This is a genomic window from Paenibacillus macquariensis (assembly GCF_900156375.1).
In the GTDB taxonomy this organism is placed as follows: Bacteria; Bacillota; Bacilli; order Paenibacillales; family Paenibacillaceae; genus Paenibacillus_AQ; species Paenibacillus_AQ macquariensis.
This window is the reverse complement of sequence record NZ_FTNK01000006.1, coordinates 226,935-252,713: the sequence shown is the minus strand read 5'-3', so window position 1 is coordinate 252,713 and position 25,779 is coordinate 226,935. Positions and strand designations below refer to the sequence as shown.

Below are 25,779 nucleotides of genomic sequence, written 5' to 3'. Positions count from 1 at the left end.
GGGGTGGCAGCGAATGGCATTTGAAGGATTAACAGGCAGGTTACAGAACGTATTTAGTAAGCTTCGTGGCAAAGGTAAAGTATCTGAGGACGATGTGAACGAAGCGATGCGTGAAGTGCGTCTTGCCCTATTGGAAGCGGACGTTAATTTCAAAGTAGTCAAGGAATTCGTTGCCAAAGTTAAAGAGAAGTCTATTGGGAAAGAAGTAATGGACAGCTTCACTCCAGGCATGATTATTATTGACATCGTCAATAAGGAATTGACTGAGCTTATGGGTGGAAGTCAGGCTAAGCTTGCCAAGGCAAATAAAGGTCCTACTGTTATAATGATGGTCGGTCTTCAAGGTGCGGGTAAGACAACAACGTCTGCCAAATTAGCTAAACTGCTTCAGAAGCAGAATAGTCGTCCGTTACTTGTCGCTGCGGATATTTATCGTCCTGCTGCGATTAAGCAGTTGGAAGTGTTGGGAGAACAGATTAAAGTTCCTGTCTTCTCACTTGGGGACAAGGTTAGTCCAGTTGAAATTGCTAAGCAAGGTTTGCAGCATGCTAAGGATAACGGAAATGATTATCTGATTGTAGATACCGCTGGTCGTCTTCATATTGATGAAGAGCTGATGGAGGAATTACGTCAGATTCATACAGAAGTTAATCCCGATGAAGTATTGCTCGTAGTTGACGCTATGACAGGGCAAGATGCGGTCAATGTTGCTGACAACTTCAATACTCAGCTTACACTCACTGGTGTGGTGCTCACGAAGTTAGATGGTGACACACGAGGTGGTGCTGCACTCTCAGTCAAAGCAGTAACGGGTTGCCCGATTAAATTTGCTGCGCTTGGTGAGAAGATTGATGCTTTGGAGCCTTTCCATCCAGAACGGATGGCTTCAAGAATTCTAGGAATGGGCGATATGCTCTCTCTGATTGAGAAAGCACAGTCCAATATCGATGTTGAGAAAGCGAAAGAAATGGAACGTAAGATGCGTAATGCAGAGTTTACGTTCGATGATTTTCTAGAGCAAATGGATCAAGTGAAGAAGCTTGGGCCTCTTGATCAGATCATGGATATGATTCCTGGTATGGGTAAGATGAAACAAGCGAAAGATATTAAAGTTGACGACAAGCAAATGGGTCGTATTGAAGCCATTGTCTTCTCGATGACGAAGCAAGAAAAGCAGCATCCTGAGATGATTGACCACAAACGACGTAAACGGATTGCAACTGGTAGTGGTACAAATATTGCCGAAGTAAACCGTCTCATTAAACAGTTTGATGAAATGCGTCGGATGATGAAACAATTCTCAGATATGATGGGACCTAAAGGTCCTAAAGGAAAAGCAATGAAACAGTTAAAAGGATTAGCAGGAAAAGGCGGCATGAAGTTTCCTTTCCGTTAAAATACTAATACTACTATTATTTATTGAAGGAGGTGAATTTTGTGGCAGTACGTATTCGTCTTAAACGCATTGGTGCCCATAAAGCGCCGTTCTACCGTATCGTGGTTTCGGATTCCCGTTCCCCGCGTGATGGTCGTTTTATCGAAGAAATTGGTTACTACAATCCGATTGAATCACCGGCAGTAGTTAAAATTGATGAAGATAAAGCTTTGGCATGGCTTCAAACAGGTGCACAAGCATCCGATACAGTTCGTAACTTGCTTAGTAAAGCAGGCGTTATGAAGAAATTCCATGAACTTAAGTTACAGAAATAATGACTGATGAGGGGTATCTATGGAAGAATTAGTTAGTGTTATTGCTAAGGCTTTGGTGGATCATCCTGAAGATGTGACCGTGAAGACGGTGGAGAAGGATCATCTTGTTGTCTATGAATTGTCCATTCATCCTGATGATGTGGGCAAGGTTATTGGTAAACAAGGTAGGATCGCCAAAGCATTACGCACGGTTGTCACATCTGCAGCAGTCAAAATGGACAAACGAGTAACCGTGGATATTATATCTTAAAGATTTACGAAAGTGGGTTAGGATGAATGTCCTAGCCCTTTTTCGTACATGCTGAAGACATAATACTAGCATGGACAAAAGTATTATGCGCGAACGAGCGCTTTTTTTAGGAGGAGAATATGTCGGAACAATTATTAACAGTTGGTAAATTGGTGAATACACACGGCATTAAGGGTGAAATTAAAGTGTTAGCGATTACGGATTTTCCAGAAGAACGTTTTGCTAAAGGGAAACGTTTATACTTGATTCCTGGAGACGGAACTCCGTCATTTTGGATTACTGTAGAGTCTGCACGTTTTCATAAGAATACCTATATTGTAAAATTAGAAGGCTTCACGAATATTAATCAGGTGGAGAAGTATAAAGGCAGTACGCTCAAAGTATCTCAGGATGATCTTGTTGAACTACCTGACAACGAGTATTATTATCACGATATTATTGGATGTAATGTGTTTACGGATGATAATGAAGATAAGCCACTAGGTGTTATTACTGAAATTATGTCTACGGGTGCAAATGACATATGGGTGGTTAAACCTCTCTCAGGTTCGGACATTCTAATCCCGGTGATTGATGATGTTGTATTAGATGTAGATGTTAGTAACAAGAAGGTTAAGATTTACCTCATGGAAGGATTGTTATAAATATGAAGGTAGATGTGCTTACCTTATTTCCTGAGATGTTCACAGGGGTGTTCGAGAGTAGTATTTTAGGCAAGGCGAATGAGAAGGGAATTGTGTCTTTGAATGCGATTAATTTCAGAGACTTTTCTTTAAGTAAACATCACACTGTCGATGATACGCCTTATGGTGGTGGCGGTGGTATGGTGTTGAAGCCGGAGCCTATTTTTGCTGCGGTAGAACATGTCAAGACATCTACCATCAATCCTCCACGTGTGATCCTGATGTGTCCACAGGGAGAAACATTCACACAAAAGAAAGCAGAAGAATTGTCTAAAGAAGAACATCTCATCTTTATATGTGGACACTATGAAGGTTATGATGAACGAATTCGCGAGCATCTGGTCACAGACGAACTGTCCGTCGGGGACTATGTTCTTACTGGCGGTGAAATACCGGCTATGACTGTTATTGATTCTGTCGTAAGGTTATTGCCGGGTGTATTAGGTAATCAGATGTCAGCAGTGACAGATTCATTTAGTACGGGGCTACTTGAGTATCCGCATTATACACGACCTGCTGAATTCCGAGGTTGGAAGGTGCCAGATATGTTGCTTAGCGGTCATCATGCTAATATAGATGTGTGGCGTAGACAACAAGCACTGAAGCGTACGTTTACTCGTCGTCCAGACCTATTGGATAAGCTAGAACTTACGGTTCAAGATAAGAAGTATCTACGAGAACTTCGTAACCAGGAGCAATAGAAGATGAGAATGGAAGGGGAGGAACAAGATGGATTATAAAGTCTATTTTGAAAACCTAAGAGAACAACATTTGAACGAGTTAAAAGAATGGTTATCCATTCCGAGTATCTCTGCACTATCTGAACACAAGTCAGATGTATTACGTGCAGCTGATTGGTTGGCAGATTCATTAACTAAGGCAGGTTTAGAGAACGTAACTGTTCATCAAACTGAAGGACATCCTATTGTGTGTGCAGATCATTTACACGCCCCAGGTAAGCCTACTGTACTTGTATATGGACATTATGATGTACAGCCGGTAGACCCTCTCCATCTGTGGGAGACGCCTCCATTTGAACCAACTATTCGTGGAGATAAGATCTATGCTCGTGGAGCAACGGATGATAAAGGTCAAGTATTTCTACATATTAAAGCCGTTGAAGCGCTTCTAAAGCAAGAGAAGGAGCTTCCTGTAAACATTAAATTCTGTATCGAAGGTGAAGAGGAAGTAACGAGTCCGAACTTACCTTCATTCTTAGAAGAACATCGGGAGGCTTTGTCAGCAGATGTGGTCTTAATCTCTGATACGTCTTTGCTTGAAAAAGGTAAACCAGCGATATGTGTTGGACTACGTGGACTTTGTTCGCTAGATGTGAAGATTACGACAGCCAATACCGATCTTCATTCGGGTACTTTTGGTGGGGGAGTTCCTAACGCACTCCATGCGATTGTTTCTCTACTATCTACACTTCATGATGATAAAGGTCAAGTGAGTGTTGAAGGCTTCTATGCGGATGTCCCTGAACTTTCTCCTGAAATGAGAGCGGAGTTCGTGAAGCAAGCGATCGATGAGAACAAATTACAGGATGATTTGGGTCTGGATACGCTTTATGGAGAGGAAGGGTACTCCTTCGTTGAAAGAACCGGAGCTCGTCCAACACTTGAATTAAACGGGGTGTATGGTGGATTCCAAGGTGAAGGGTCAAAGACTGTGATTCCAAGAGAAGCACATGCGAAGATTACTTGTCGTCTTGTAGGACATCAGGATCCACAAGATATATTGAATAAAATTGAACGCCATATTCATGCTAATGTCCCTGTAGGCGCTAAAGTATCGGTTGTTCAACGTGAAAAGGGAAATCCGTTTACGATGGATACATCTTCACCTATGCTTCAGAAGGCCGCGGATGCATTTAATCAAGTGTATGGAGTTCGTCCGGTGTTTACTAAAGACGGAGGCTCTATCCCGATTGTCGAAACATTTGGTCGCCTATTAAATGTGCCAGTCGTATTGATGGGCTTTGGTTTACCTGATGAGAATCTACATGCACCGAATGAACACTTCAATTTAGATAACTTTGATAAAGGCCTTCTCACAATTGTAGAGTTTCTGAAACAGGTGTAAGAGGAGTAAGCGTTAATCGAAATATCATATAAAAAAAGCCACTGGGATCCTGATGTGTTGATAACATCTTGATCTTCGGTGGCTTTAATTATGTGGAGAATGATTATGTAGGAAGTTAGGACGGTTTGTTCATCTCATCAGAAGATTCTTTGATGATCGTGGCGAAGATTTCATATTTCGCTTGTTCGAGATGAGGGTGTTGTTTCTGATGTTTATCACAATATTCATTAATCATGACATGGAATTGATCGGCTTCCTCTTTAGTTAAGTAGATAGATCGATTGGATATATTACCGAAAGGGATATTGATATCCATCAAGCTGATAAATTTCTGTTTGCTCTTGTCATAGATATCAACAAGTAATTTCTGTGTTTCGGATAGAACATTCTCGATAGGAGCGTCAATTTCACTACGTTTAACAGCGATTATGCCCTGAAAGGCTTGATAATACTTCGCTGTAATGCCGTTGATTTGTTGGGTATGGTCCAAAGTGAGTAAGCCAATACTTATTAATTTTTTGGCGTGATAATATACCTTGGCAGGAACTTCACCCATGATATCGGCAATTTCCTTGACGGTGGCGGGTCTGTCTAACTTCTGGAATTCATTCATGATATCCATTCGGTATGGATCCGAATATATTCTGATATCCGCAAGGGTCTTTAATGTGATTGTATCCATCCACGTGCACCTCAGTCATAAGATCCGGTATTTATGCAAATTATGCACGTATTCATTATAATCTGTAGGTAGATAAAGTTCAAAGAATGCCACCTATTATACTTTCATAAAATTCTTTTGTGTTATTAAAAAGAAAACTGGGATCATAAGTAATCCACCTAATATGAGGTACAGCATATGCACAGGTATGAATTCTGCAACAGATCCTGCTATGAGACTTCCCACCGGCATAGCACAGGTACAGACCATATTGAATAACGATCCGACTCTACCAAGCATTTCTTTCGGTGTAACTTCCATCAAATAAGTTGCTGTTGGTGTGCTTACGAGGGGAACAGCTATGCCCATTCCGAAGATAAAGATTGCTGCTGAATATAGGGGGTAGATAGGGAAAGCTACAGGTATAAATAATAATGCATAATTTATACTTAGAATAATGAACCCACTAACAATTAGAACACTTTTTCTAAAGTTGGAACCTTTGACACTAAGCCATAATCCACTTATAAGCATACCTGAAATAAGAGAGGTACCAAGGATAGATAATCCTATAGGACCTGCATGAAGGAGTTCCTTCACATAAACGGTATTAAGGACATTAAAGGGCGTAAGGCACAAATTAACAAAGGTTGCTACACACATTATGATAAGTAGAAGTTTATGAGAAGTGATAAATTTCAATCCTACTTTAAATTCTTGAAAATAAGTTGTTGGTTGATTACTTGTGCTTGTCTGAGTAGTTGGTTCAAGTGGAACCCGGATACAAGCAATAAGTAAAGCTGAGATTACAAAAGTTAATCCATCGATGATAATAGCTCCGGACATACCGATAAGTCCTATAAGGGCTCCGGCAGTTGCGAGTCCAGCTAATTCGGCGATTCGCCCAGCAGAGGATGAGACGGAATTGCCACTGAGTAGAAGATTCTTGGGAAGTATACGAGGGACGAGGGACATTTCTGCGGGCATAGCAAAACATTCAAATGTTGAGTTGATAAATGTGAACAAGAATAAATGCCATGGAAGCAAAAGTCCTCGCCAATATAGTAATCCTGTGATGATAACCATAATGCCGCGGCTTAAGTCAGCGAGCATAACAATCATACGTGGGTTCCATCGATCTACAAGCACACCTGTAAAGAGGCTGAATAATATTCCCGGAACAAAATTAAGGGCAAACAAGGTACCCATGAGAACCTTGGAACCTGTGAGTAAATAGACCATCCAACTATATGCAATCGAATCAATGGAATCACCAAAGCGCGAGATGATCTTGGCAGTAAGAAATAACATAAAAGGATTGTTAACTTTTAATTCTCTTAGTCCAGGTTTCTTGGTTAGTGCAACATCTGTCATAGGGAACACTCCTATAAAATTTTATGAACGTTAAAATAATTTTAACGTTATGTTTATTTTAATATGTATCCATGATTTGTCAATGGTTGTTTATGTACTTTGTGAAATTCAATTGATTCTGCATGTTAAATTTTACTATAATGATAGAATACAAAAATTCTTGCAAGCAGATAGAGAACTATGTTATAATTACTCCTGTTGTGTATGAATACGGTGGTCCTCTGTCGATAATGAAGAAGAATATTATTTCTTTGGAAGAGGCAAGAACGCCTGTATGGAAGGAGGGAATTCTAAAATGAATATCCTACAAGCGATTACTCAAGATCAACTTCGCACAGATTTGCCAAACTTTCGCCCTGGAGATACTTTGAAAGTAAATGTAAAAGTTATCGAGGGAACACGTGAGCGCGTCCAATTGTTCGAAGGTGTTGTTATTCAGCGTCGTGGTGGCGGAATCGGTGAGACTTTTACAGTACGTAAAATCTCTTACGGTGTTGGTGTGGAAAGAACTTTCCCGCTTAACTCGCCTAAACTCGAGAGTATTGAAGTGACTCGTCGCGGTAAAGTGCGTCGTGCTAAACTCTTCTATCTTCGTGATCTACGCGGTAAAGCAGCAAGAATTAAAGAAATTCGCCGTTAATAAACGGACAACGTTAAGGGGCTTGATTTCAAGTCCCTTTCGTTTTAGGATAAATAGGGCATATGGATGAATTGTGCCTATATTTAGTAGGTGATGAAGCTCCGTTAAGGAGCTTTTGTTTTCTTAAATGCCAAAAAGAGGGTTTATATTCTTTATCCATTTGCATTTCATTAGGTTCAGAGAGGGCGATGAATGATGCAGCAGGACTTAGGAGTTCAGCCAGATGTAGCTGAATTAAAAGAGCATGATGATAAACCAGCGAAAAAAGGAAATAATGAAATTGTGGAGTGGATTAAGGCCATTGTGATCGCTGTGATCCTAGTTGTACTTATTCGGTGGCTTCTTTTTAAACCATTTATTGTAGATGGACCTTCTATGAAGCCTAACTTTCATACGGGAGAACGTCTAATTGTTAATGAAATTTTGTATGATATTCGTAAGCCTAAGAAGGGCGAAGTCATTGTTTTCCATGTTCCTTCCGAAGGTAGGGATTTCATTAAGCGAGTGATTGGCGTCGCTGGAGACACAGTTAAGGTGGAAGGGGATACCGTTTACGTAAACGGGGAACCTATTAAAGAGCCCTACATACAAGCTGAAATAGACAACAGACACAAAGAAAACATGACTTATAACAATAAAGATTTCCCTAACGAAAGTTTTCCAGATGGTAAAGTACCTGAAGGACACATTTTTGTAATGGGAGATAACCGTTCAGATAGTACGGATAGTCGAATGATTGGCTATGTTCCACTTGGTGATATTGTAGGTCGCGCAGATGTAATTTTCTGGCCAGTGAAAGATATGGAATGGATCAACCATTAAACCCCATGAAGGTTATGGATTAGTTGTGGTAAAGAAGAAGAGGTGATGACGGTGACGATTCAGTGGTTCCCTGGTCATATGACCAGAGCTCGCCGCCAAATTCAAGAACAATTAAAGCTGATTGATGCAGTCATTGAGTTGGTTGACGCTCGTCTTCCACTTTCAAGCCGCAATCCGATGATTGATGAGATTCTCGGGGACAAACCTCGGCTTATCATTTTGAATAAAGCGGATTTAGCGGATGCGGAAGTGACGAGAGAATGGTTAGCTTATTTTAAAAGAGAAGGACATGTAGCTTTCCCTGTTGATGCATCAACAGGTACGGGGATGAAAGAAATCCCAACGCAGCTTAAATTGCTGATGAAAGCTAAGATTGACAAGCAAATTTCTAAAGGTATGAATCCAAGAGCTATTCGGGCATTGATTGTGGGTATTCCAAACGTAGGTAAATCCACATTGATCAATAAGCTTGCTGGACGGGCTGTTGCCCTAACAGGTGACCGCCCTGGTGTGACCAAAGGTCAACAATGGATTAAAGTGAGCAAAGAAATGGAACTGCTGGATACTCCAGGGATTCTGTGGCCTAAGTTCGAAGATATGAATGTAGGTTATCGTCTAGCGGTAACTGGAGCGATTAAGGCAGAAACTCTCAATACAGAGGATGTAGCCTTTTTCGGAATCAAATATCTAGCGAAATACTATTGGACTCCTTTCAAAGAGCGTTTTGATCTTCAATGTGATCAACCATCAGATTTCGAGAATCCTGATGAAATTATCGCGATTATGGAAGAGGTTGGCCGTAGACGTGGTTGTATCATTAGTGGTGGCAGAGTTGACTTGGAGAAAGCTTGTGGGACGTTACTGCGAGAGCTCCGAGCTGGTAAATTAGGCCGATTCTCAATGGAAGCACCTTATTAATAAATAAGAGGTTTGAAGCCACCGATTCTTCGGTGGTTTTTTTATTGTTGAAATATAGGATAAGAGAATATGTTAAAATGATGTGAAATAAATGTACAGATTGATGCAAAATATGTACGGAAGGATTGTGTGAAGAGAATGAGTGATATAGAAGTGGTAGATTTGCTGAAACATGAGTCATTTTATTGGGAGCAATCCTATCAACATATTGCAGGTATAGATGAAGTGGGACGGGGATGCCTATTTGGTGATGTGATAGCAGCTGCTGTGATCCTTCCTCAAGGTCTCCTTATAGAAGGTGTTAATGATTCTAAGAAATTAAGCGCGAAGAAGCGTGATGCGTTATACGATGTCATCATGGAGCAGGCAATAGCAGTGAGTGTGGGATATGCGGATGCAGCTACCATAGATCGTATTAATATCAAGCAGGCATCAAGACTTGCTATGAAAAGAGCGCTAGACGACTTATCGGTTGTACCTAACTTTCTACTAGTAGATGCAGAAAAGGTAGATTCTGATATACCTCAGCTATCTATCATTAAAGGGGATGCTAACAGTCAATCCATCGCGGCAGCTTCTATTATTGCAAAGGTTACACGTGATCGATTGTGTGAAGGCGCATGGGAAGCGATGTATCCTGAATACGGCATCTCCATACACAAAGGGTATGCAACGAAGTTACATAGAGCGCAAATTACGGATTTGGGAGCAACACCGATGCATCGTCGTAGCTTCCTCAAAAATCTTGAAGCTGAGCAGCAGACATTGTTCTAAAAAAGAAGTGCTTAAGCGAATGGAGTCTAGCGCCGATAAAGAGAGAAAGAGCGATTTGAAAACGGAGGAAGAACTGTGAACATCGGATCATTAATCCGTGGTTTGCTGGGTGACAGCAAAGCTGGGGATGTTAAGCAATTAGATGTTAAGACGGGACAGGTGGTACGTGGCGTAGTTCTTAGCGTCTCGGACGATGGTCAAGAAGCTGAAATCCAAATTCAGGGCGTCAAAGTGCATGCTAAGTTAGAGACACCTCTACAACAGGGACAAGCTACGATGATGCAAGTGCAACCTCCAGATGAGAGTGGCATGATGGTACTAAAACCTCTAAGTGAATCTCCATATACGTCGTTAACTGCTAAATCTATGGGCGAGGTGTTAACCGCAGTAGGTTTGACAGATACGAAAGCGAATCGTGAAATGATTCAAACACTACAGGCCAGCGGTGTGCCGTTAACGAAGGAGAATGCTACGTTATTTAAAGCGATTCTGATGGAAAAGCCTGCGGGTGTTCCGCCAGAGCAATGGCTTCAGTCTGCTGCAATCGCATTTCAGCGTGGGCTACCTATGACCGGTGAGAGTGTAAGAGGTTTACAACAAGCTGTCTTCGGTCCTCCATTACATCAATTGTTATCCGGACTTAGCGAGCAGCTTACCTTGTTAGCTAAACAAGGAGGAGAATCTTTACCATCAAAAGGAATGTTAGAATCGCAAGTAGGTACAGGAATAACGCAAGTGTCAGGAGCAAGCGGCACGCAAGACACGGTTGGGAAAATAGGGAATACGGTAGGAGCGCAAGTTCAACAAGGATCTCAAGGGGCGCAAGCATTGACAGGGATGTCAAATGAAGCTGTTGGGAAGGGTACTACACCGCAGGGGAGTACATCTGGAACTACAGGTTCAATTAGCGCATCTTCACCCCTTCAGCCGCTTCTAGCGAAGCTGCAGGACGTGCTTCAGCAGCTGCATGGCACGCAGTTGTCTAATCAGCCGTCGCAGAGCGCGACGGCCGTAGTTCTACCCGCCATGGCTTCGCCAAGTGGCGGTGGAAACATCACTGGCGTAGCTATGCCAGTGGTTGATTCTTTCGCCGGCGTTGTAACACCGCCGACAAGTGCAACTGCTGCTGCACCCGGAGGGACAGCAGCAATTGTGCCGCCGGCTACGCAGACGGCGGCATTTACGGGCGAAGCACCCGCAGGTGCTTCGCAACAGCTTGCGCCAACCCAAGGTGAAGAACCTTGGGTGGGGCGCATGTTGAAGTTGCTCGGTGCGGAGCACGAGCAACAGGCCGTGCGCGGCGGCGCAACGCCGCAAGCGCAACAAGCGCCGCAGGGCACAGCCGCGGCAGGGAATGTGCCGCTAGGCAACATGGCTGCGGCTGTGCCAGTGCCGCAGCCCCAGGCGACTTCGACCGCAGGGAATGCTGTGCCTCCAGCGATTCTTTCAAGCATTGACGCGCCGACAACAAATCAGCCACAGGGTACAAAACCAACCGCTAACGCGCCTTTGACTACTCAGGGTCAAGATGCGCAGCCTGCGCAGGGAGCATCTTTTGCACATGTTGCCAAAGGTACATCGGATGCGATACTTCATGTAGCTACCACCTTGCCTATAGTGGGTGGGAATGGTAATAGTGCAGATACGCCGGCGCATGATTCTCTAAAAGGCGTTCTGCTTGAAATGTTAGATAGAACGGATCTGCCTCCAGCGCTGAGAGAAGCTGCACAACAGCTTGTCCAGCAGATGACAGGACAACAACTTTTACTAAATACGGATCGTACTGCTCCGTTTGCTCAAGTCACGATGTTTATTCCCCTAAATGGTCAGGATGGTCAGGAGACGGCATCTGTTCACATTCAGGCTCGTCGGGGGAAAAAAGGGGAACTCGATGCATCTAACTGCCGTCTATGGTTCGATCTAGATATGAAACATCTAGGGTCAACACTTGTAGATGTACAAGTCGTCGATAAAATCGTCAGTCTGAAAATTCATAATGATCATGAATGGATGACATCCCTCATTGAAGATCGTCGTGAGGAGATCTCGCAAGCGATTCATTCTATTGGGTATCAGCTGTTAAGTCTCAAAGCGGAACCTCTACCCATACCTACTGTCGCTGAAGTAGATGGCAAACAAGGTAGCGTGACCTCGGAATATACTCCTCCTACCTATAAAGGAGTGGATATGCGGATATGAGTGACAAGACGAAAGATGAAGCAGCTCTTTCTATGAAAAAGGCAGTCGCCTTGAAATATACGCCAGGGGAGAGCGAGGCGCCAATCGTAGTAGCTAAAGGTAGCGGTAGACTTGCAGAGACTATTCTTGCGAAAGCGAAAGAAAATGGTATTCCTGTCCAAGAAGACGCAGCTTTAGTGGAGGTTCTTTCTCAATTGGATCTAGATCAACAGATTCCTGCTGAACTGTATCAGCTTGTGGCTGAAGTGCTTTCATACATCTATCGTACAGATGGACTAGCCAAAGAAAGAAGGCCAAGCTGATGGAAGAGCCGCGTAAGAGGGACACACGTAAGCAAAAAGGTGCATTTGCAGAAGAGCAGGCTACCGTTTTCTTAGTAGATCAAGGATATGAAATTATAGATCGTAATTGGCGCTGCCGCAGTGGAGAATTAGATATTGTCGCTCGCAAAGAGGATTGTTTAGTCTTTGTTGAGGTGCGTAGCCGTAGTGGAAGCACGAGGTATGGCACACCGGCAGAGTCTGTAAATACACATAAAATGATTCAAGTACGCAAAACGGCTGAAGTCTATCTATTATATAAACAGATCGATTTCGCCACCATAATGTTTCGATTTGATGTTATTGCAGTACTTCTGAATGCTGATATGACGGTATCTAGTTTGGATCACATCGTGGAAGCATTTTAGTCTTCAGCTAAGCTAATACACATAGAGTTGAAATAATCTTTTTCTCAACTAACAAGTATAATAAGTCGAATATCAAGAACTCCTCTTTTTGAAATTAAAGATTATTTCAGTATTAAAAGCACATAGTCTTTGAGACTATGTGCTTTTATATTTTTGCTAGTCCTAATTCAAATCCAAAGTACTTGAAAAAGGACTATTCTAAATAAAATCATCACTTCGGCATTGAAAATTAGCCTTGATCAGTGATTCTTTTTGTTACTAAATTCATATGAAATCTATCAAGTAATGATGTAGATGCATTTATTACATTACTTCCTCCCCGGGATTTTGCTGCCGATCCAAATTCCGATATTGAATGGCTTCCGCGACATGCGAAGATCCAATCTTATCTCTGCCATCGAGATCAGCAATTGTCCTAGCTAATTTTAGAATGCGGTCATAGGCTCTCATGCTAAGACCTAATGCCTCCAGCGTTTCTTGCAGCATCGTTGCCGTATCGGAGGAAAGAGCGGCGAAGTTGCGAAGATGTCTACCTGCTAATTCACTATTATAGGAGAAAGGTAAGTGACGGTAACGTCGCAATTGTATGCTATGTGCTTGCATCACATGCTCTTTCATTTCTTGTGAAGATAAGCTAAAGGACTCTTTTGTCCACTCTTTTGGACGAGGAACATCCACTTGAAGATCGATTCTATCCAATAAAGGACCGGAAATTTTGGCTCGATAATGAGCAATACGTGAACTACTACATGTACAACGGTGTTCAGGATGATGGCTTCCAAGATAGCCACAAGGACAAGGATTCATGGATGCGCATAACATAAAGTGTGCTGGAAATGTATGCACTGCGCGTGCACGACTAATCGTAACTGCTCGGTCTTCTAAAGGTTGGCGTAAGACTTCTAACACATTTCGAGAGAACTCGGGGAGTTCATCTAGAAATAATATTCCACGGTGAGCAAGGCTTACTTCTCCTGGTTTAGGAATCGTGCCCCCGCCAATTAGTCCTCCAGATGAAATCGTATGGTGTGGTGAGCGGAAGGGACGTTGTCTCAGTAGGCCTGTGGATGGTTCTTTTAGTTTGCCGGCCGCGCTGAATATTTTGGTCGTCTCTAGTGATTCTTGTTCAGTTAAAGCAGGTAGAATGGTGGGTAGACGTTTGATCAACATGGTTTTACCTGTACCGGGTGGACCGATAAGCATAATATTATGCATGCCAGCCGCTGCGATGGTTAGTGCTCGTTTGACGGGTTGTTGACCTAACACATCGCTATAATCTTCACAACCGGCTGTGTAGATTTTGGAAGCTGATGAGATAGTCACAGAGGAGGAGGGCTTCTGGAGATAATCTAATGAATGAAGAATGACCGGAGGATCTGTTTCCTTTCTCACAGTCTTAGGCAGAATGCCATTGGGATATAATAATTCTCTTAGGTGTCCTAGACTAAAGACTTTCATATTTTTAATTAGATCTGCTTCGGCAGCATTCTCCTCGGGCAATAGAACGGCATTGAAGCCTTCTTGCTTCGCACGATCTACCATAGAGAGGACGCCGGACACGGGTCTCAAAGTCCCATCTAATGCAAGTTCACCAATCATAAGTAGTCGGATATCTGATGGAAGGATAATCTGGCCACTAGTAACGAGAATTCCGAGTGCAATGGCTAGGTCGAATGCTGAACCTTCCTTTCGAAGGTCCGCTGGAGCTAAGTTGATCGTAACTCTTTGCATTGGAAATCGAAATCCACAGTTCTTAATGGATGCTCGAACTCTTTCAACGGCTTCGCGGATGGCAGAGTCAGGTAGTCCAATAATAGAAGTCTGTGGTAGGCCGTTAGAGATATCCACTTCGACTTGAATAATTACGCCATCAATCCCATATAAACAAGCGCTATACATTTTACCGTACATAATTAAAAACACCTCTCTTCTATATAGTGGATACGCTGTAGACCGTATACCGCATTAGAAAAAGGTGCTTCCTTTTTTTTGCGAATGAAATGATTAGATAAAGCTTAGTTGGAATAGGAGTATTTGTCAATGTGATAGGTTGATCTAGAAAGTGTTTATTATTAACTCGAATTTATTTACTATATTTACCAATTGTTCGCAATAAGGGATGAAATCGATATCAAAAGAGTGTCTATTCAAGTGAGTATATTAAGGAAAGCGTTTTAAAAACATGATACAATGAGTTGGGTTTATATTTATTTCCAATTTAAATATAAGAGGTATACTTTTAATAGTATACATAACCTATATTTCTCGCAGAAAAGCGCAAAGTCTCATGTATTAAGGAGACTACTGCCAATTCTACTTGGGAGTCTCGACTTGTTGCAGTCATGTTGATAGGAGGATCCGTTAATGAATATCCATGAATATCAAGGTAAGCAAGTTTTAAAACAGTATGGTGTTTCCGTTCCTAACGGAAAAGTTGCCTACACCGTGGAAGAAGCGGTAGAAGCTGCCAAATCTTTGGGAAGCCCGGTAACGGTCGTTAAAGCCCAAATTCATGCTGGAGGCCGCGGGAAAGCTGGCGGTGTTAAAGTAGCTAAAAGTTTAGATGAAGTACGTACTTATGCTGAAGAAATTCTTGGTAAAGTATTAGTGACTCATCAGACTGGTCCTGCAGGTAAAGAGGTTAAACGTCTCTTGATCGAAGAAGGCTGTGATATTCGAAAAGAGTATTACGTAGGTGCTGTTGTTGACCGTGATACGGGACGTGTTGTTATCATGGCGTCTGAGGAAGGCGGCACTGAGATTGAAGAAGTTGCTGCTGTAACGCCAGAGAAGATTTTTAAAGAAGTGGTTGATCCGGCCGTAGGATTGCAAATGTTCCAAGCTCGTAAATTGGCATATGCGATTAATATTCCGAACGAACTAGTGAACAAAGCTGCCAAGTTCATGATGGCATTATACACTGCCTTTGTTGATAAAGACTGTTCAATTGCTGAAATTAATCCGCTTGTCATTACAGGTTCTGGTGACGTTATGGCACTGGATGCTAAACTTAATTTTGATTCTAACGCTTTATTCCGTCATAAAGACATTCTTGAACTTCGCGATTTAGATGAAGAAGACTTGAAGGAAATCGAAGCTTCGAAATATGATCTTAGTTATATTTCATTAGATGGTAACATTGGCTGTATGGTTAATGGTGCTGGTCTTGCTATGGCAACGATGGATATCATCAAGTATTACGGTGGAGAACCCGCTAACTTCCTCGACGTTGGGGGCGGTGCTACAACTGAGAAAGTTACGGAAGCATTCAAGATCATTTTATCCGATGAGCAAGTAAAAGGAATATTTATTAATATATTTGGTGGAATCATGCGTTGTGACGTAATTGCTAATGGTGTTGTTGAAGCTGCTAAACAGCTTGGATTAACTCGTCCGCTGGTTGTACGTCTAGAAGGAACAAATGTTGAACTTGGCAAGCAAATTTTAGCAGAGTCAGGACTTAACATCGTATCTGCGGATTCAATGGCTGATGGTGCACAAAAAATTGTCGCGCTAGTAAAATAATTACCTTTAAATCGATAGGGGATGTGAAGTAATCGTGAGCATTTTAGTCGATAAACATACAAAAGTCATTACCCAAGGTATTACGGGTGCGACAGGTCTATTTCACACCAAAGGCGCATTGGATTATGGAACCCAAATGGTGGGCGGCGTAACTCCAGGCAAGGGTGGTACGAATGTAGATATTACATTGGAGAACGGTGAGACGGTTAGCTTACCGGTATTTAATACCGTTGTAGATGCGAAACAATCCACTGGAGCAACAGCAAGTGTGATTTATGTTCCACCTGCTTTCGCAGCTGATTCCATCATGGAAGCTGTAGATGCGGAACTAGATCTAGTCATTTGTATTACTGAAGGAATACCTGTTCTGGATATGATCAAAGTTTCTCGTTATCTAGAAGGTAAGAAGACGGTTCTAATCGGACCTAACTGTCCAGGTGTTATTACGCCAGGGGAATGTAAAATTGGAATTATGCCTGGTTACATTCATCGTGCAGGACATGTGGGTGTCGTTTCTAGAAGTGGAACATTGACTTATGAAGCGGTTCATCAACTGACGACTCGTGGTATTGGTCAATCATCCGCTGTAGGAATCGGTGGAGATCCTGTCAAAGGATCGGAATTCATTGATATTTTGAATCTTTTCAATGAAGATCCTAATACGTACGCTGTGATCATGATTGGTGAAATCGGCGGTACAGCGGAAGAAGAAGCCGCAGAGTGGATTCGTGAGAACATGACGAAACCTGTAGTTGGGTTTATTGGTGGTGTGACTGCACCTCCAGGAAAACGTATGGGACACGCAGGTGCGATCATTTCCGGAGGTAAGGGAACTGCGGCTGAGAAGATTGCTAAGCTCGAAGAGTGTGGCATCAAGGTCGCTCCTACACCATCAGAAATGGGATCTACATTAGTTAGCGTTCTAGAAGAACGCGGTATGCTAGATAAATGTATGACACAGTAATATTTCTTCATGTATAATGAGCTTACAAGGTAAGCAACCTTTTATTTCCTTTTAAGGAATGGAAGGTTGCTTTTTTTGCGTTTTTCTATTGTGTTGCTTAATCCATTGCGGGAGCGGGTTTCTCGAACCATTTAAGGAGGTAATTATGGGTATTAATGAAGAAAGATTGATGCTTGTCGCATTACATGAATTGGATGGAATCGGTTGGAAAACGATTGATCGAGTATTGAAACATGTTTCGCTTTCGTATCAAATGTTGAATTATAGTCATCATGATTGGGAGAATGTTGGTTTAACGCGAGAAAGGGCAGAATCTGTCGTTAGGCAATTGTCGAAGGAACGGATGGAGAAACGCTGGGAACAGCTTGCCTTGCGGGGAATAGAAGTGATTACGATATGGGATGATGAATATCCTGATTTATTGAAAGAAATACATCAGCCGCCATGGGTGTTATACTGTCTCGGTCAACGCGATCTACTAATGACGCTTTGCATAGCTATGGTAGGTACACGAATCCCTACCTCGTATGGACGGAAAGTAGGATCAGTTCTGGCAGAAGAGCTGTGTCAAGCGGATATAACCATTGTGAGTGGTATGGCAAAAGGTGTAGACAGTGTATGTCATGAAGCATCACTCGCATGTGGTGGGAATACGATTGCAGTGATGGGAACGGGAATGGATGTTATTTACCCGGCCGAAAATCGTTCTTTATTTGAGAAAATCTCTAAAAGTGGTTTAGTCGTGACGGAATACCCACTGGGTACCCCATCACATCCGGGTCTCTTTCCTCAGCGAAATCGAATTATTGCAGGATTGAGTGTAGGTACGTTGGTTGTTGAGGCAGATGTTCGAAGCGGATCACTCATTACAGCGGATGCAGCCATGGAAGCAGGGCGAGATGTATATGCTGTTCCTGGGCCGATAACTTCGCCTAAGAGCAAGGGTGCACTCGAATTGATTAAGCAAGGCGCAAAGATGGTAACCTGTGGTAGAGATATAATGGAAGAGTATGAATCTCGTCTGCTTGAAATAAGCAAAGAAAAGCCTAAGGGAGGGAGTAAAGAAGGGGCCAAAATGAAAAATTCATTGTTTGAAGATTTGACAACTGATGAGGTTGAACTATACCATATACTCGAGCAGGGTCCTTTTACACTAGATCAGTTGCTGTTACTAAGCCATTGGGATTTTGGACATTTGCATTCAGTTCTGTTATCTTTAATCATAAAAAAGCAAATTACCCAATTAGCTGGTGCTATATATAAGATCATATAATATGGTTGTTTGACAGAATGATGGTTTGATTGTTGGAGAGGAGATGAATCCATGGCAGCAGATTCACTAGTCATCGTAGAGTCGCCTGCTAAGGCGAAGACGATAGGCAAATATCTAGGAAGTAAATATATCGTTAAAGCATCTATGGGTCATGTACGGGATTTGCCTAAAAGTCAGATTGGCGTAGAGGTTGAGAATGATTTCAACCCTAAATACATCACGATTCGCGGAAAAGGTTCTATATTGAAAGAATTGAAAGATGCTCGAAAAAAAGTGAAATATGTTTATCTCGCAGCCGATCCGGATCGCGAAGGTGAAGCTATTGCCTGGCATTTGGCTCATGCACTTGATGTTGATCTGACACAGAATTGTCGCGTAGTGTTTAATGAGATTACGAAGCAAGCAGTGAAGGATGCTTTTAAAACACCACGTAAAATTAATATGGATCTAGTGAATGCGCAACAAGCACGTAGAATCCTGGACAGATTAGTAGGGTACAAAATTAGCCCTCTATTATGGAAGAAAGTCAAAAAGGGTTTGTCCGCAGGGCGTGTTCAATCTGTCGCCGTTAAGATTATTATGGACCGCGAAAATGAGATTGACAGCTTTGTTCCCGAAGAATATTGGAGTATCACAGCACAGTTAGCTAAGGGTGATACGACATTTGAAGCAAAATTTCATCGTCTTCACGGTGAGAAGAAAGTGTTGTCTTGCGAAGAGGATGTTAAAGAGGTATTGAAAGAGATTGATGGAGCTTCTTATACGGTAAGTGAGGTCAAAGAGAAAGAGCGTCAGCGTCATCCATCGGCTCCCTTTACGACGAGCTCATTACAACAAGAGGCAGCAAGAAAACTCAATTTCCGTGCAGCTAAGACGATGTCAGTAGCTCAACAACTCTATGAGGGTGTCGAATTAGGTAAAGAGGGTACCGTGGGTCTTATCACATATATGCGTACGGATTCCACACGAATTGCTGCTTCTGCAGCCGAAGAAATCAAAGAATTTATCGGGAATAAATTTGGAGAAGCTTTTGTACCAGAGACTCCACGTCAATTCTCTAAGAAATCGGCAAATGCACAAGAGGCGCATGAGGCCGTTCGTCCAACATCAGTTCTACGAGAACCTGAAAGTGTTAAGGCATTCTTAAGTCGTGATCAACTAAGACTCTACAAGTTAGTCTGGGAGCGTGCTGTTGCTAGTCAGATGGCATCAGCCATACTGGATACACTCTCTGTCGATATTAGTGTGGGTACGGCGACGTTCCGAGCAGTTGGTTCTAAGGTACGTTTTCCTGGGTTTATGAAGGTATATGTAGAAGGAAATGACGACGGAACAACGGATGATGATAAGTTCTTACCTGCTCTTGAAGCGGGGAATAAATTAGTGAATACAGAAATAGAACCTAAACAACACTTTACGCAACCACCACCACGGTATACGGAAGCGCGTCTTGTGAAAACGCTTGAGGAACTCGGTATAGGTCGTCCAAGTACATATGCACCGACACTTGAGACGATACAAAAACGCGGCTATATTGCTATGGAAGAGAAAAAGTTCATGCCAACGGAGTTGGGTGAATTAGTTATTGAGCAAATGGAACAGTTTTTCCCAGAGATTCTAGATGTGGAATTCACAGCACATATGGAAGAAGATCTGGATCACGTGGGTGAAGGCTCAGAAGATTGGGTGAAAGTACTTGCACAATTTTATGAATCTTTCGAGAAACGTCTAACGGTCGCTGAGGAAGAAATGAAGGAAATTGAGATCGAAGATGAAGTATCCGATGAAATCTGTGAAAAATGCGGTAAACATCTCGTATACAAATTAGGTAGATTCGGTAAGTTCTTAGCTTGTTCTGGATTTCCTGATTGTAGGAATACGAAACCTATCATTAAAGATATAGGCGTTAGTTGTCCTGCATGTAAAGAAGGTCACGTGGTAGAAAGACGTAGCAAGAAAGGGCGTATTTTCTTTGGATGTGATCGATACCCTGAATGTGATTTTGTATCATGGGATCGTCCATCATTGAAGCCTTGTCCAAAGTGTGATGCTATGATGGTAGAGAAACGGAATAAACAAGGGAATAAATTACAATGTACAGTGTGTGACCATGTTGAGTTAGTTGAAGACACCGATGATATCGCAGAATGAACAATTGCAGGGGGTAATGAAGTTGACAGAAATACAAAGAGTAACGGTCATTGGAGCAGGACTAGCAGGAAGTGAGGCGGCTTGGCAGATCGCAAGCCGTGGCGTTCCAGTAAGATTATATGAAATGCGTCCAGTTGTGAAGACGCCGGCACACCATACGGATAAATTTGCTGAATTAGTATGTAGTAACTCCTTACGTGCCAATGGCTTAACTAACGCAGTAGGTGTATTGAAAGAAGAAATGAGAATGTTGAATTCTCTAGTGCTTGGAGCAGCTGATAGAAATGCAGTGCCTGCTGGTGGGGCTTTAGCGGTCGATCGTGATGGGTTCTCAGGAGAAATAACAAATACACTTCACAATCATCCTTTAATAGAAGTCATTAATGAAGAATTTACACATATACCTGAATCAGAGATTGTTGTTATGGCGACAGGTCCTCTAACATCGCCTGCATTATCTGCACAGATCCGTGAATTAATGGGTGAAGAGTATTTCTACTTTTATGATGCTGCGGCACCGATTGTAGAAAAAGATTCTATTGATATGGATAAAGTATATTTAGCGTCTCGTTATGATAAAGGTGAAGCCGCTTATTTAAACTGTCCTATGAATGAAGAAGAATTTAATGCATTTTATGATGCGCTGATCACCGCTGAGGTTGCTGAACTTAAAGAATTTGAGAAAGAAATTTACTTCGAAGGATGTATGCCGATCGAAGTCATGATGAAACGTGGTAAGCAGACGGCTCTGTTTGGCCCAATGAAACCCGTGGGATTGGTGAATCCACATACAGGTGAACTACCGTTTGCAGTTGTTCAGTTACGTCAGGATAACGCAGCGGGCACACTATATAATTTAGTTGGATTTCAGACTCACCTTAAATGGGGCGAACAGAAGCGTGTGTTTGGCATGATTCCAGGACTTGCGAACGCAGAAATTGTTCGTTACGGTGTGATGCATCGTAATACATTTATTAACTCACCGAGACTCCTTCAGCCTACGTATCAACTGAAAAGCAATGAGAAGCTCTTCTTTGCCGGTCAGATGACAGGGGTGGAAGGTTATGTGGAATCTGCGGCTTCGGGTCTTATAGCGGGCATTAACGCAGCTAGAATGGCACTAGGTGAAGAATGCCTAGTATTCCCTGAACTAAGTACTTTAGGAAGTATGTCACACTACATTACGAATGCGGATCCAGATCATTTTCAACCGATGAATGCAAACTTCGGATTGTTGCCTAGCCTAGAGAAAAGAATGCGTAACAAGCAAGAAAAGAATCAAGTGCTAGCAGAAAGAGCTCTTGAGAGTATCCGTTCCTTCAAAGAACAGAATGGACTCGTGAACGGTACAGAGTAAAGTTTATGTTGTCAATCGTTCAATTAAAAGTTTAGGAGGCCATAGAAATGGATCTAACATTTCATGCGACAACGATCTGTGCAGTTCGACATGATGGTAAATCTGCCATAGCTGGAGATGGTCAAGTTACCTTTGGTGAGAGCGTTATTATGAAGACTACTGCTAAGAAGGTACGTCGTCTTTATCGTGGACAGGTCATTGCTGGATTTGCTGGTTCGGTGGCTGATGCGATTACATTGTTTGAGAAATTTGAGGGTAAACTTGAAGAACATCATGGAAATCTGCAACGAGCAGCTGTGGAATTGGCGAAAGATTGGCGTCAAGACCGTATTCTTCGCAAATTGGAAGCTCTTATGATTGTTATGAATAAAGATGGCATGTTACTTATATCGGGTGGCGGAGAGATTATTGAGCCTGATGATGATGTGATTGCAATTGGTTCCGGCGGTAATTTTGCCTTAGCAGCTGGAAGAGCTCTTAAAAGACATGCTCCAGAGCTTGAGGCTAAGGAAATTGCAAGAGAAGCACTTCAAATTGCTTCGGAGATATGTGTATATACCAATGGAAATATTCTGGTGGAAGAATTGTAAGATTATGATTGAGAATACCCAAGAGGGTGGAGGAAACCATGATGAATAATCAATCTTTGACGCCTCGACAGATAGTAGCCGAGTTGGATAAATATATAGTTGGACAAAAACAAGCAAAAAAATCTGTAGCGGTAGCACTTCGTAATCGTTATAGACGTAATAAACTTCCAGAGCATCTGCGAGACGAAATCGTACCAAAAAACATCCTCATGATTGGTCCTACCGGGGTTGGTAAGACAGAAATCGCAAGGAGACTCGCTAAACTGGTCAACGCTCCATTCGTTAAGGTGGAAGCAACTAAGTTTACAGAGGTTGGATACGTTGGGCGTGACGTGGAATCGATGGTGAGAGATTTAGTCGAGACTTCGATACGCATGGTGAAGTCAGAGCGCACCGAGAAAGTCCATGAACAAGCGATCGAGATGGCTAATGAGCGTATTATTGAAATTATTGTTCCTTCTAGTTCAAGTTCTAAGAATCAACGTAATCCTTTCGATATGCTTTTTGGTGGTAGTAACAATAATAACGAACAGACTCCGCCGGAAGAGAAAGAGAATAGCAGTGTGGTTGAACGTAGAAGGAAAGTGAAGTTCAATTTATTGGCAGGTAATCTTGAGAATGATGTGATAGAAATTGATGTTGAGGATAGCAGTTCATCTATGATGGATCTATTTTCTGGTCAAGGCAATGAACAAATGGGCATGAACATGCAAGAAATGTTGGGGAACCTTATGCCCCGTAAAACGAAGAAACGGAAGCTTCCTATTAAAGAAGCTCGAGTAGTTCTCATCCAAGAAGAGGCAGCCAAGCTTATAGATATGGATGAAGTGATTACGGAATCCGTTCGTCGTGCAGAGCAATCGGGTATCATTTTCATTGACGAGATAGATAAGGTAGCTAGTCCAGGAAAGGGATCAGGACCTGATGTGTCACGAGAAGGAGTTCAGCGTGATATCCTTCCAATCGTTGAAGGGTCAACCATCATGACCAAATATGGTCCTGTAAAGACGGATTTTGTTCTCTTTATTGCGGCGGGAGCTTTTCATATTGCTAAACCGTCCGATCTGATCCCTGAATTGCAAGGACGTTTTCCAATTCGTGTGGAACTGAATAGCCTATCATTAGAAGATTTTATATCTATTCTAACGGAGCCTGAGAACGCTTTGACGAAACAATATGTCAATTTGCTTAAGACAGAAGATATCGACCTTCAATTTGATCCATCTGCGATTCGAGTGATAGCAGAGATGGCAGCGTCAGTGAACCAGAATACGGAGAATATCGGGGCTAGAAGGTTGCATACGATTCTAGAGAAGCTTCTGGAGGATTTATCATTTGAAGCTCCTGAACTTACACTAGAGAGCTTGACGATCACCGCTGAATATGTCCGTGAAAAACTTGGGGATATTGCACAAGATCGAGATTTAAGTCAATATATCTTATAATCGTAAATTGACGAATAATGGTAACGAAAATGGGTAAAAAGTATCTATTTTTCGCCATTATGCATTTAGAATGTGAGAAAATATTACAAATTTCGACACGAATTAGTCGGAAATAACTTGGTTTTTAACCCTTACACCCTTACACTGACCTATTTTGAAACGAAATGAAAAAAATATAGTAAGCACTAAGGAAAAGAAGCCCTATTTCTAAAAAAAATAGGGCTTTTTTCTTATTGTAATAAAACGTGATCTCTACGAAACTTAAGCTATACAACAAATACGCTATTTTTCACTAAAGTACGAGTTTTTTCTTGTTTTTTTATAAATTTTGTCGAAAAAAGAGGGTTTTATGTGTTGTTGTTGAATTAATTTTTATAGTTGTAGAATTTAAGTACATATATGAAAGTTCGAAAGAGGGGATAAGGCTTGGAATTGTTGAATGGAGCAACGTTTCAAAGGTTGCAAGGAGCCTTGGACGCGGCTAATACGAGACAGCAAGTGATTTCAAATAATATAGCCAATAATGAAACACCTTATTTTAAACGTTCTGAAGTATCCTTTGAAAGCTTGCTTCAACAAGAAATGAGTGGAGACATGCCGGTTCTCAAAGGGATTAGGACTGACTCACGACATTTTTCAATTGGGCCCATCTCATCAGTTCCCACGCCTGTCATTTCTCAGGATGATTCGACAGCTATGAATAATAATTTAAACAATGTTGATATTGAACAGGAAATGTCATTATTAGCAGATAATCAACTCCGGTATAATTCATATATTTCACTGATGAATGAGAAAATTAAAATGATGCGTACAGCTGTGGAAGGGAGATAGACCTAAATGACACTGAGTAATAGTTTCGGTATTAGTGCTTCTGCCTTAACAGCGCAAAGGTTTAGGATGGATGTGATATCATCTAATATTGCCAATGCAGAAACAACAAGAGCAAGTGTAGTCAATGGGGAAGTTGTACCATATCGACGGAAAATGGTTGTGCTCACACCAAATGAGTCAAGCTTTTCTAGCATGCTCCAATCACAATTGAATAACGAGTCAGCAAAAGGTATCGGGAATGGCGTTAGGGTGAAGGCCATTAAAGAAGATAGTTCGCCACTAAAGCTAGTCTACAATCCCGCACATCCAGATGCCAATGCTGAAGGGTATGTATCTATGCCGAATGTAGATATTGCAAAAGAAATGGTTGATATGATTGCGGCATCACGTTCTTACGAAGCTAACATAACAGCTCTTAACGCTTCTAAATCAATGACTATGAAGGCTTTGGAAATCGGTAAATAATGTTGAGTATTTAGAAGAAATATAGAGATAGAGGAGGGGAACTAATGATCCAGAACACGATGTTCAGTACCCAGGCAATGAAGCCACTTCAGTTACAAACCAATACAGAGCCAGTTACGACGACTCCTTCTGATTCGCTTAGTAATTTCGGATCCTACTTGGAGAACGCAATTCAAAAAGTCGCAGACCAAGAAAAGAATGCAAACACGATGAGTGATAAATTGTTACTCGGACAAGTGAATGTAGATCAGGTTATGATTGCTTCCGAACAGGCTTTGTTAAGTTTACAGCTTACAACACAAGTTCGAAACAAAGTGATTGAGGCATACCAAGAGATAATGCGAACACAAATATAGTTGTAGCTAGCTAAG

General features: G+C 41.9%; 26 protein-coding genes. 23 read left to right on the top strand and 3 right to left on the bottom strand.

Going from position 1 to position 25,779, the window contains the following annotated elements; all coding sequences use genetic code 11:
• The first annotated feature begins 13 nt into the window (after nucleotides 1–13).
• The 6 genes from ffh to BW961_RS13590 all read left to right on the top strand — a co-directional run bounded on the left by ffh (nucleotide 14) and on the right by BW961_RS13590 (nucleotide 4,728).
• Nucleotides 14–1,396, top strand: coding sequence for a signal recognition particle protein (gene ffh / locus BW961_RS13615; protein WP_068580450.1), 1,383 nt, complete (start codon nucleotides 14–16; stop codon nucleotides 1,394–1,396).
• A 41-nt stretch (nucleotides 1,397–1,437) separates the two neighbouring features.
• Nucleotides 1,438–1,710: a 30S ribosomal protein S16 gene (gene rpsP, locus BW961_RS13610; RefSeq protein WP_068580449.1), complete on the top strand. Its 273-nt coding sequence runs from the start codon at nucleotides 1,438–1,440 to the stop codon at nucleotides 1,708–1,710.
• 19 nt (nucleotides 1,711–1,729) lie between these two features.
• On the top strand, nucleotides 1,730–1,960 hold the full coding sequence (locus BW961_RS13605; protein ID WP_068531806.1) for a KH domain-containing protein: 231 nt from the start codon (nucleotides 1,730–1,732) through the stop codon (nucleotides 1,958–1,960).
• A gap of 119 nt (nucleotides 1,961–2,079) precedes the next feature.
• A complete protein-coding gene (gene rimM / locus BW961_RS13600) occupies nucleotides 2,080–2,604 on the top strand; it encodes a ribosome maturation factor RimM (RefSeq protein WP_068580447.1) in 525 nt (174 codons plus the stop codon).
• A 2-nt stretch (nucleotides 2,605–2,606) separates the two neighbouring features.
• On the top strand, nucleotides 2,607–3,344 hold the full coding sequence (gene trmD / locus BW961_RS13595) for a tRNA (guanosine(37)-N1)-methyltransferase TrmD (protein ID WP_068580445.1): 738 nt from the start codon (nucleotides 2,607–2,609) through the stop codon (nucleotides 3,342–3,344).
• 28 nt (nucleotides 3,345–3,372) lie between these two features.
• Nucleotides 3,373–4,728, top strand: coding sequence for a dipeptidase (locus BW961_RS13590; RefSeq protein ID WP_068580444.1), 1,356 nt, complete (start codon nucleotides 3,373–3,375; stop codon nucleotides 4,726–4,728).
• 115 nt (nucleotides 4,729–4,843) lie between these two features.
• On the opposite strand, the gene BW961_RS13585 is transcribed toward BW961_RS13590, so the two are convergent.
• The gene (locus BW961_RS13585; protein ID WP_068580442.1) at nucleotides 4,844–5,410 is read right to left on the bottom strand and encodes a winged helix-turn-helix domain-containing protein; all 567 of its coding nucleotides are present in this window, start codon (nucleotides 5,408–5,410) and stop codon (nucleotides 4,844–4,846) included.
• Between the two features lie 96 nt (nucleotides 5,411–5,506).
• Nucleotides 5,507–6,763, bottom strand: a complete 1,257-nt coding sequence (locus BW961_RS13580) for an MFS transporter (RefSeq protein ID WP_068580440.1) — start codon at nucleotides 6,761–6,763, stop codon at nucleotides 5,507–5,509.
• Nucleotides 6,764–7,058: 295 nt separating this feature from the next.
• On the opposite strand from BW961_RS13580, the gene rplS reads away from it, so the two are divergent.
• The 7 genes from rplS (at nucleotide 7,059) to BW961_RS13545 (ending at nucleotide 12,804) form a co-directional block, all read left to right on the top strand.
• On the top strand, nucleotides 7,059–7,403 hold the full coding sequence (rplS, locus tag BW961_RS13575; protein ID WP_068580439.1) for a 50S ribosomal protein L19: 345 nt from the start codon (nucleotides 7,059–7,061) through the stop codon (nucleotides 7,401–7,403).
• 195 nt (nucleotides 7,404–7,598) lie between these two features.
• On the top strand, nucleotides 7,599–8,225 hold the full coding sequence (gene lepB, locus BW961_RS13570; RefSeq protein ID WP_068580583.1) for a signal peptidase I: 627 nt from the start codon (nucleotides 7,599–7,601) through the stop codon (nucleotides 8,223–8,225).
• 51 nt (nucleotides 8,226–8,276) lie between these two features.
• Nucleotides 8,277–9,143, top strand: coding sequence for a ribosome biogenesis GTPase YlqF (ylqF, locus tag BW961_RS13565; RefSeq protein ID WP_068580437.1), 867 nt, complete (start codon nucleotides 8,277–8,279; stop codon nucleotides 9,141–9,143).
• 99 nt (nucleotides 9,144–9,242) lie between these two features.
• Nucleotides 9,243–9,917, top strand: coding sequence for a ribonuclease HII (locus BW961_RS13560; RefSeq protein ID WP_326111374.1), 675 nt, complete (start codon nucleotides 9,243–9,245; stop codon nucleotides 9,915–9,917).
• 75 nt (nucleotides 9,918–9,992) lie between these two features.
• Nucleotides 9,993–12,116, top strand: coding sequence for a hypothetical protein (locus BW961_RS13555; protein ID WP_068580432.1), 2,124 nt, complete (start codon nucleotides 9,993–9,995; stop codon nucleotides 12,114–12,116).
• A complete protein-coding gene (locus tag BW961_RS13550; RefSeq protein WP_068580430.1) occupies nucleotides 12,113–12,418 on the top strand; it encodes an EscU/YscU/HrcU family type III secretion system export apparatus switch protein in 306 nt (101 codons plus the stop codon). Before BW961_RS13555 ends, BW961_RS13550 begins: the two co-directional genes overlap by 4 nt.
• A complete protein-coding gene (locus tag BW961_RS13545; protein ID WP_068580428.1) occupies nucleotides 12,418–12,804 on the top strand; it encodes a YraN family protein in 387 nt (128 codons plus the stop codon). The genes BW961_RS13550 and BW961_RS13545 overlap by 1 nt, the downstream gene beginning before the upstream one ends.
• A 303-nt stretch (nucleotides 12,805–13,107) precedes the next feature.
• Here the strand turns inward: BW961_RS13545 and BW961_RS13540 are convergent, their stop codons facing one another.
• Complete coding sequence (locus BW961_RS13540; protein WP_068580426.1) at nucleotides 13,108–14,715, bottom strand: YifB family Mg chelatase-like AAA ATPase; 1,608 nt, start codon at nucleotides 14,713–14,715, stop codon at nucleotides 13,108–13,110.
• A gap of 453 nt (nucleotides 14,716–15,168) precedes the next feature.
• Between BW961_RS13540 and sucC the strand changes: the two genes are divergently transcribed.
• The 10 genes from sucC (at nucleotide 15,169) to fliE (ending at nucleotide 25,764) form a co-directional block, all read left to right on the top strand.
• Complete coding sequence (gene sucC, locus BW961_RS13535) at nucleotides 15,169–16,329, top strand: ADP-forming succinate--CoA ligase subunit beta (protein ID WP_068580425.1); 1,161 nt, start codon at nucleotides 15,169–15,171, stop codon at nucleotides 16,327–16,329.
• 34 nt (nucleotides 16,330–16,363) lie between these two features.
• Nucleotides 16,364–17,293, top strand: a complete 930-nt coding sequence (sucD, locus tag BW961_RS13530; RefSeq protein WP_068580423.1) for a succinate--CoA ligase subunit alpha — start codon at nucleotides 16,364–16,366, stop codon at nucleotides 17,291–17,293.
• A 145-nt stretch (nucleotides 17,294–17,438) separates the two neighbouring features.
• Nucleotides 17,439–18,566: a DNA-processing protein DprA gene (gene dprA, locus BW961_RS13525; protein ID WP_068580421.1), complete on the top strand. Its 1,128-nt coding sequence runs from the start codon at nucleotides 17,439–17,441 to the stop codon at nucleotides 18,564–18,566.
• A 51-nt stretch (nucleotides 18,567–18,617) separates the two neighbouring features.
• The gene (gene topA, locus BW961_RS13520) at nucleotides 18,618–20,717 is read left to right on the top strand and encodes a type I DNA topoisomerase (protein WP_068580419.1); all 2,100 of its coding nucleotides are present in this window, start codon (nucleotides 18,618–18,620) and stop codon (nucleotides 20,715–20,717) included.
• A gap of 22 nt (nucleotides 20,718–20,739) precedes the next feature.
• Nucleotides 20,740–22,074: an FADH(2)-oxidizing methylenetetrahydrofolate--tRNA-(uracil(54)-C(5))-methyltransferase TrmFO gene (gene trmFO / locus BW961_RS13515; RefSeq protein WP_068580417.1), complete on the top strand. Its 1,335-nt coding sequence runs from the start codon at nucleotides 20,740–20,742 to the stop codon at nucleotides 22,072–22,074.
• A gap of 47 nt (nucleotides 22,075–22,121) precedes the next feature.
• Nucleotides 22,122–22,664 carry an ATP-dependent protease subunit HslV gene (gene hslV / locus BW961_RS13510; protein ID WP_068580416.1) on the top strand — a complete coding sequence of 181 codons (543 nt, stop codon included), beginning with the start codon at nucleotides 22,122–22,124 and terminating at the stop codon, nucleotides 22,662–22,664.
• 41 nt (nucleotides 22,665–22,705) lie between these two features.
• Nucleotides 22,706–24,109: an ATP-dependent protease ATPase subunit HslU gene (gene hslU, locus BW961_RS13505; protein ID WP_068580414.1), complete on the top strand. Its 1,404-nt coding sequence runs from the start codon at nucleotides 22,706–22,708 to the stop codon at nucleotides 24,107–24,109.
• 426 nt (nucleotides 24,110–24,535) lie between these two features.
• Nucleotides 24,536–24,943, top strand: a complete 408-nt coding sequence (gene flgB, locus BW961_RS13500; RefSeq protein ID WP_068580412.1) for a flagellar basal body rod protein FlgB — start codon at nucleotides 24,536–24,538, stop codon at nucleotides 24,941–24,943.
• Between the two features lie 6 nt (nucleotides 24,944–24,949).
• Entirely contained in the window at nucleotides 24,950–25,408 is a 459-nt protein-coding gene (gene flgC, locus BW961_RS13495; RefSeq protein WP_068580410.1) for a flagellar basal body rod protein FlgC, read from the top strand.
• Between the two features lie 44 nt (nucleotides 25,409–25,452).
• Nucleotides 25,453–25,764 (top strand): flagellar hook-basal body complex protein FliE, encoded by a 312-nt coding sequence (gene fliE, locus BW961_RS13490; RefSeq protein ID WP_068580408.1) that lies wholly within the window; start codon nucleotides 25,453–25,455, stop codon nucleotides 25,762–25,764.
• Nucleotides 25,765–25,779: the final 15 nt, after the last annotated feature.

Coding starts and splice junctions, on each gene's coding strand:
- rplS (WP_068580439.1), top strand. CDS start 7,059: ATGAATATCCTACAAGCGATTACTCAAGATCAACTTCGCACAGATTTG.
- BW961_RS13545 (WP_068580428.1), top strand. CDS start 12,418: ATGGAAGAGCCGCGTAAGAGGGACACACGTAAGCAAAAAGGTGCATTT.
- sucC (WP_068580425.1), top strand. CDS start 15,169: ATGAATATCCATGAATATCAAGGTAAGCAAGTTTTAAAACAGTATGGT.
- BW961_RS13550 (WP_068580430.1), top strand. CDS start 12,113: ATGAGTGACAAGACGAAAGATGAAGCAGCTCTTTCTATGAAAAAGGCA.
- lepB (WP_068580583.1), top strand. CDS start 7,599: ATGCAGCAGGACTTAGGAGTTCAGCCAGATGTAGCTGAATTAAAAGAG.
- BW961_RS13590 (WP_068580444.1), top strand. CDS start 3,373: ATGGATTATAAAGTCTATTTTGAAAACCTAAGAGAACAACATTTGAAC.
- ffh (WP_068580450.1), top strand. CDS start 14: ATGGCATTTGAAGGATTAACAGGCAGGTTACAGAACGTATTTAGTAAG.
- trmD (WP_068580445.1), top strand. CDS start 2,607: ATGAAGGTAGATGTGCTTACCTTATTTCCTGAGATGTTCACAGGGGTG.
- BW961_RS13540 (WP_068580426.1), bottom strand. CDS start 14,715: ATGTACGGTAAAATGTATAGCGCTTGTTTATATGGGATTGATGGCGTA.
- rimM (WP_068580447.1), top strand. CDS start 2,080: ATGTCGGAACAATTATTAACAGTTGGTAAATTGGTGAATACACACGGC.
- dprA (WP_068580421.1), top strand. CDS start 17,439: ATGGGTATTAATGAAGAAAGATTGATGCTTGTCGCATTACATGAATTG.
- flgC (WP_068580410.1), top strand. CDS start 24,950: ATGACACTGAGTAATAGTTTCGGTATTAGTGCTTCTGCCTTAACAGCG.
- hslV (WP_068580416.1), top strand. CDS start 22,122: ATGGATCTAACATTTCATGCGACAACGATCTGTGCAGTTCGACATGAT.
- topA (WP_068580419.1), top strand. CDS start 18,618: ATGGCAGCAGATTCACTAGTCATCGTAGAGTCGCCTGCTAAGGCGAAG.
- fliE (WP_068580408.1), top strand. CDS start 25,453: ATGATCCAGAACACGATGTTCAGTACCCAGGCAATGAAGCCACTTCAG.
- BW961_RS13605 (WP_068531806.1), top strand. CDS start 1,730: ATGGAAGAATTAGTTAGTGTTATTGCTAAGGCTTTGGTGGATCATCCT.
- BW961_RS13580 (WP_068580440.1), bottom strand. CDS start 6,763: ATGACAGATGTTGCACTAACCAAGAAACCTGGACTAAGAGAATTAAAA.
- hslU (WP_068580414.1), top strand. CDS start 22,706: ATGAATAATCAATCTTTGACGCCTCGACAGATAGTAGCCGAGTTGGAT.
- BW961_RS13585 (WP_068580442.1), bottom strand. CDS start 5,410: ATGGATACAATCACATTAAAGACCCTTGCGGATATCAGAATATATTCG.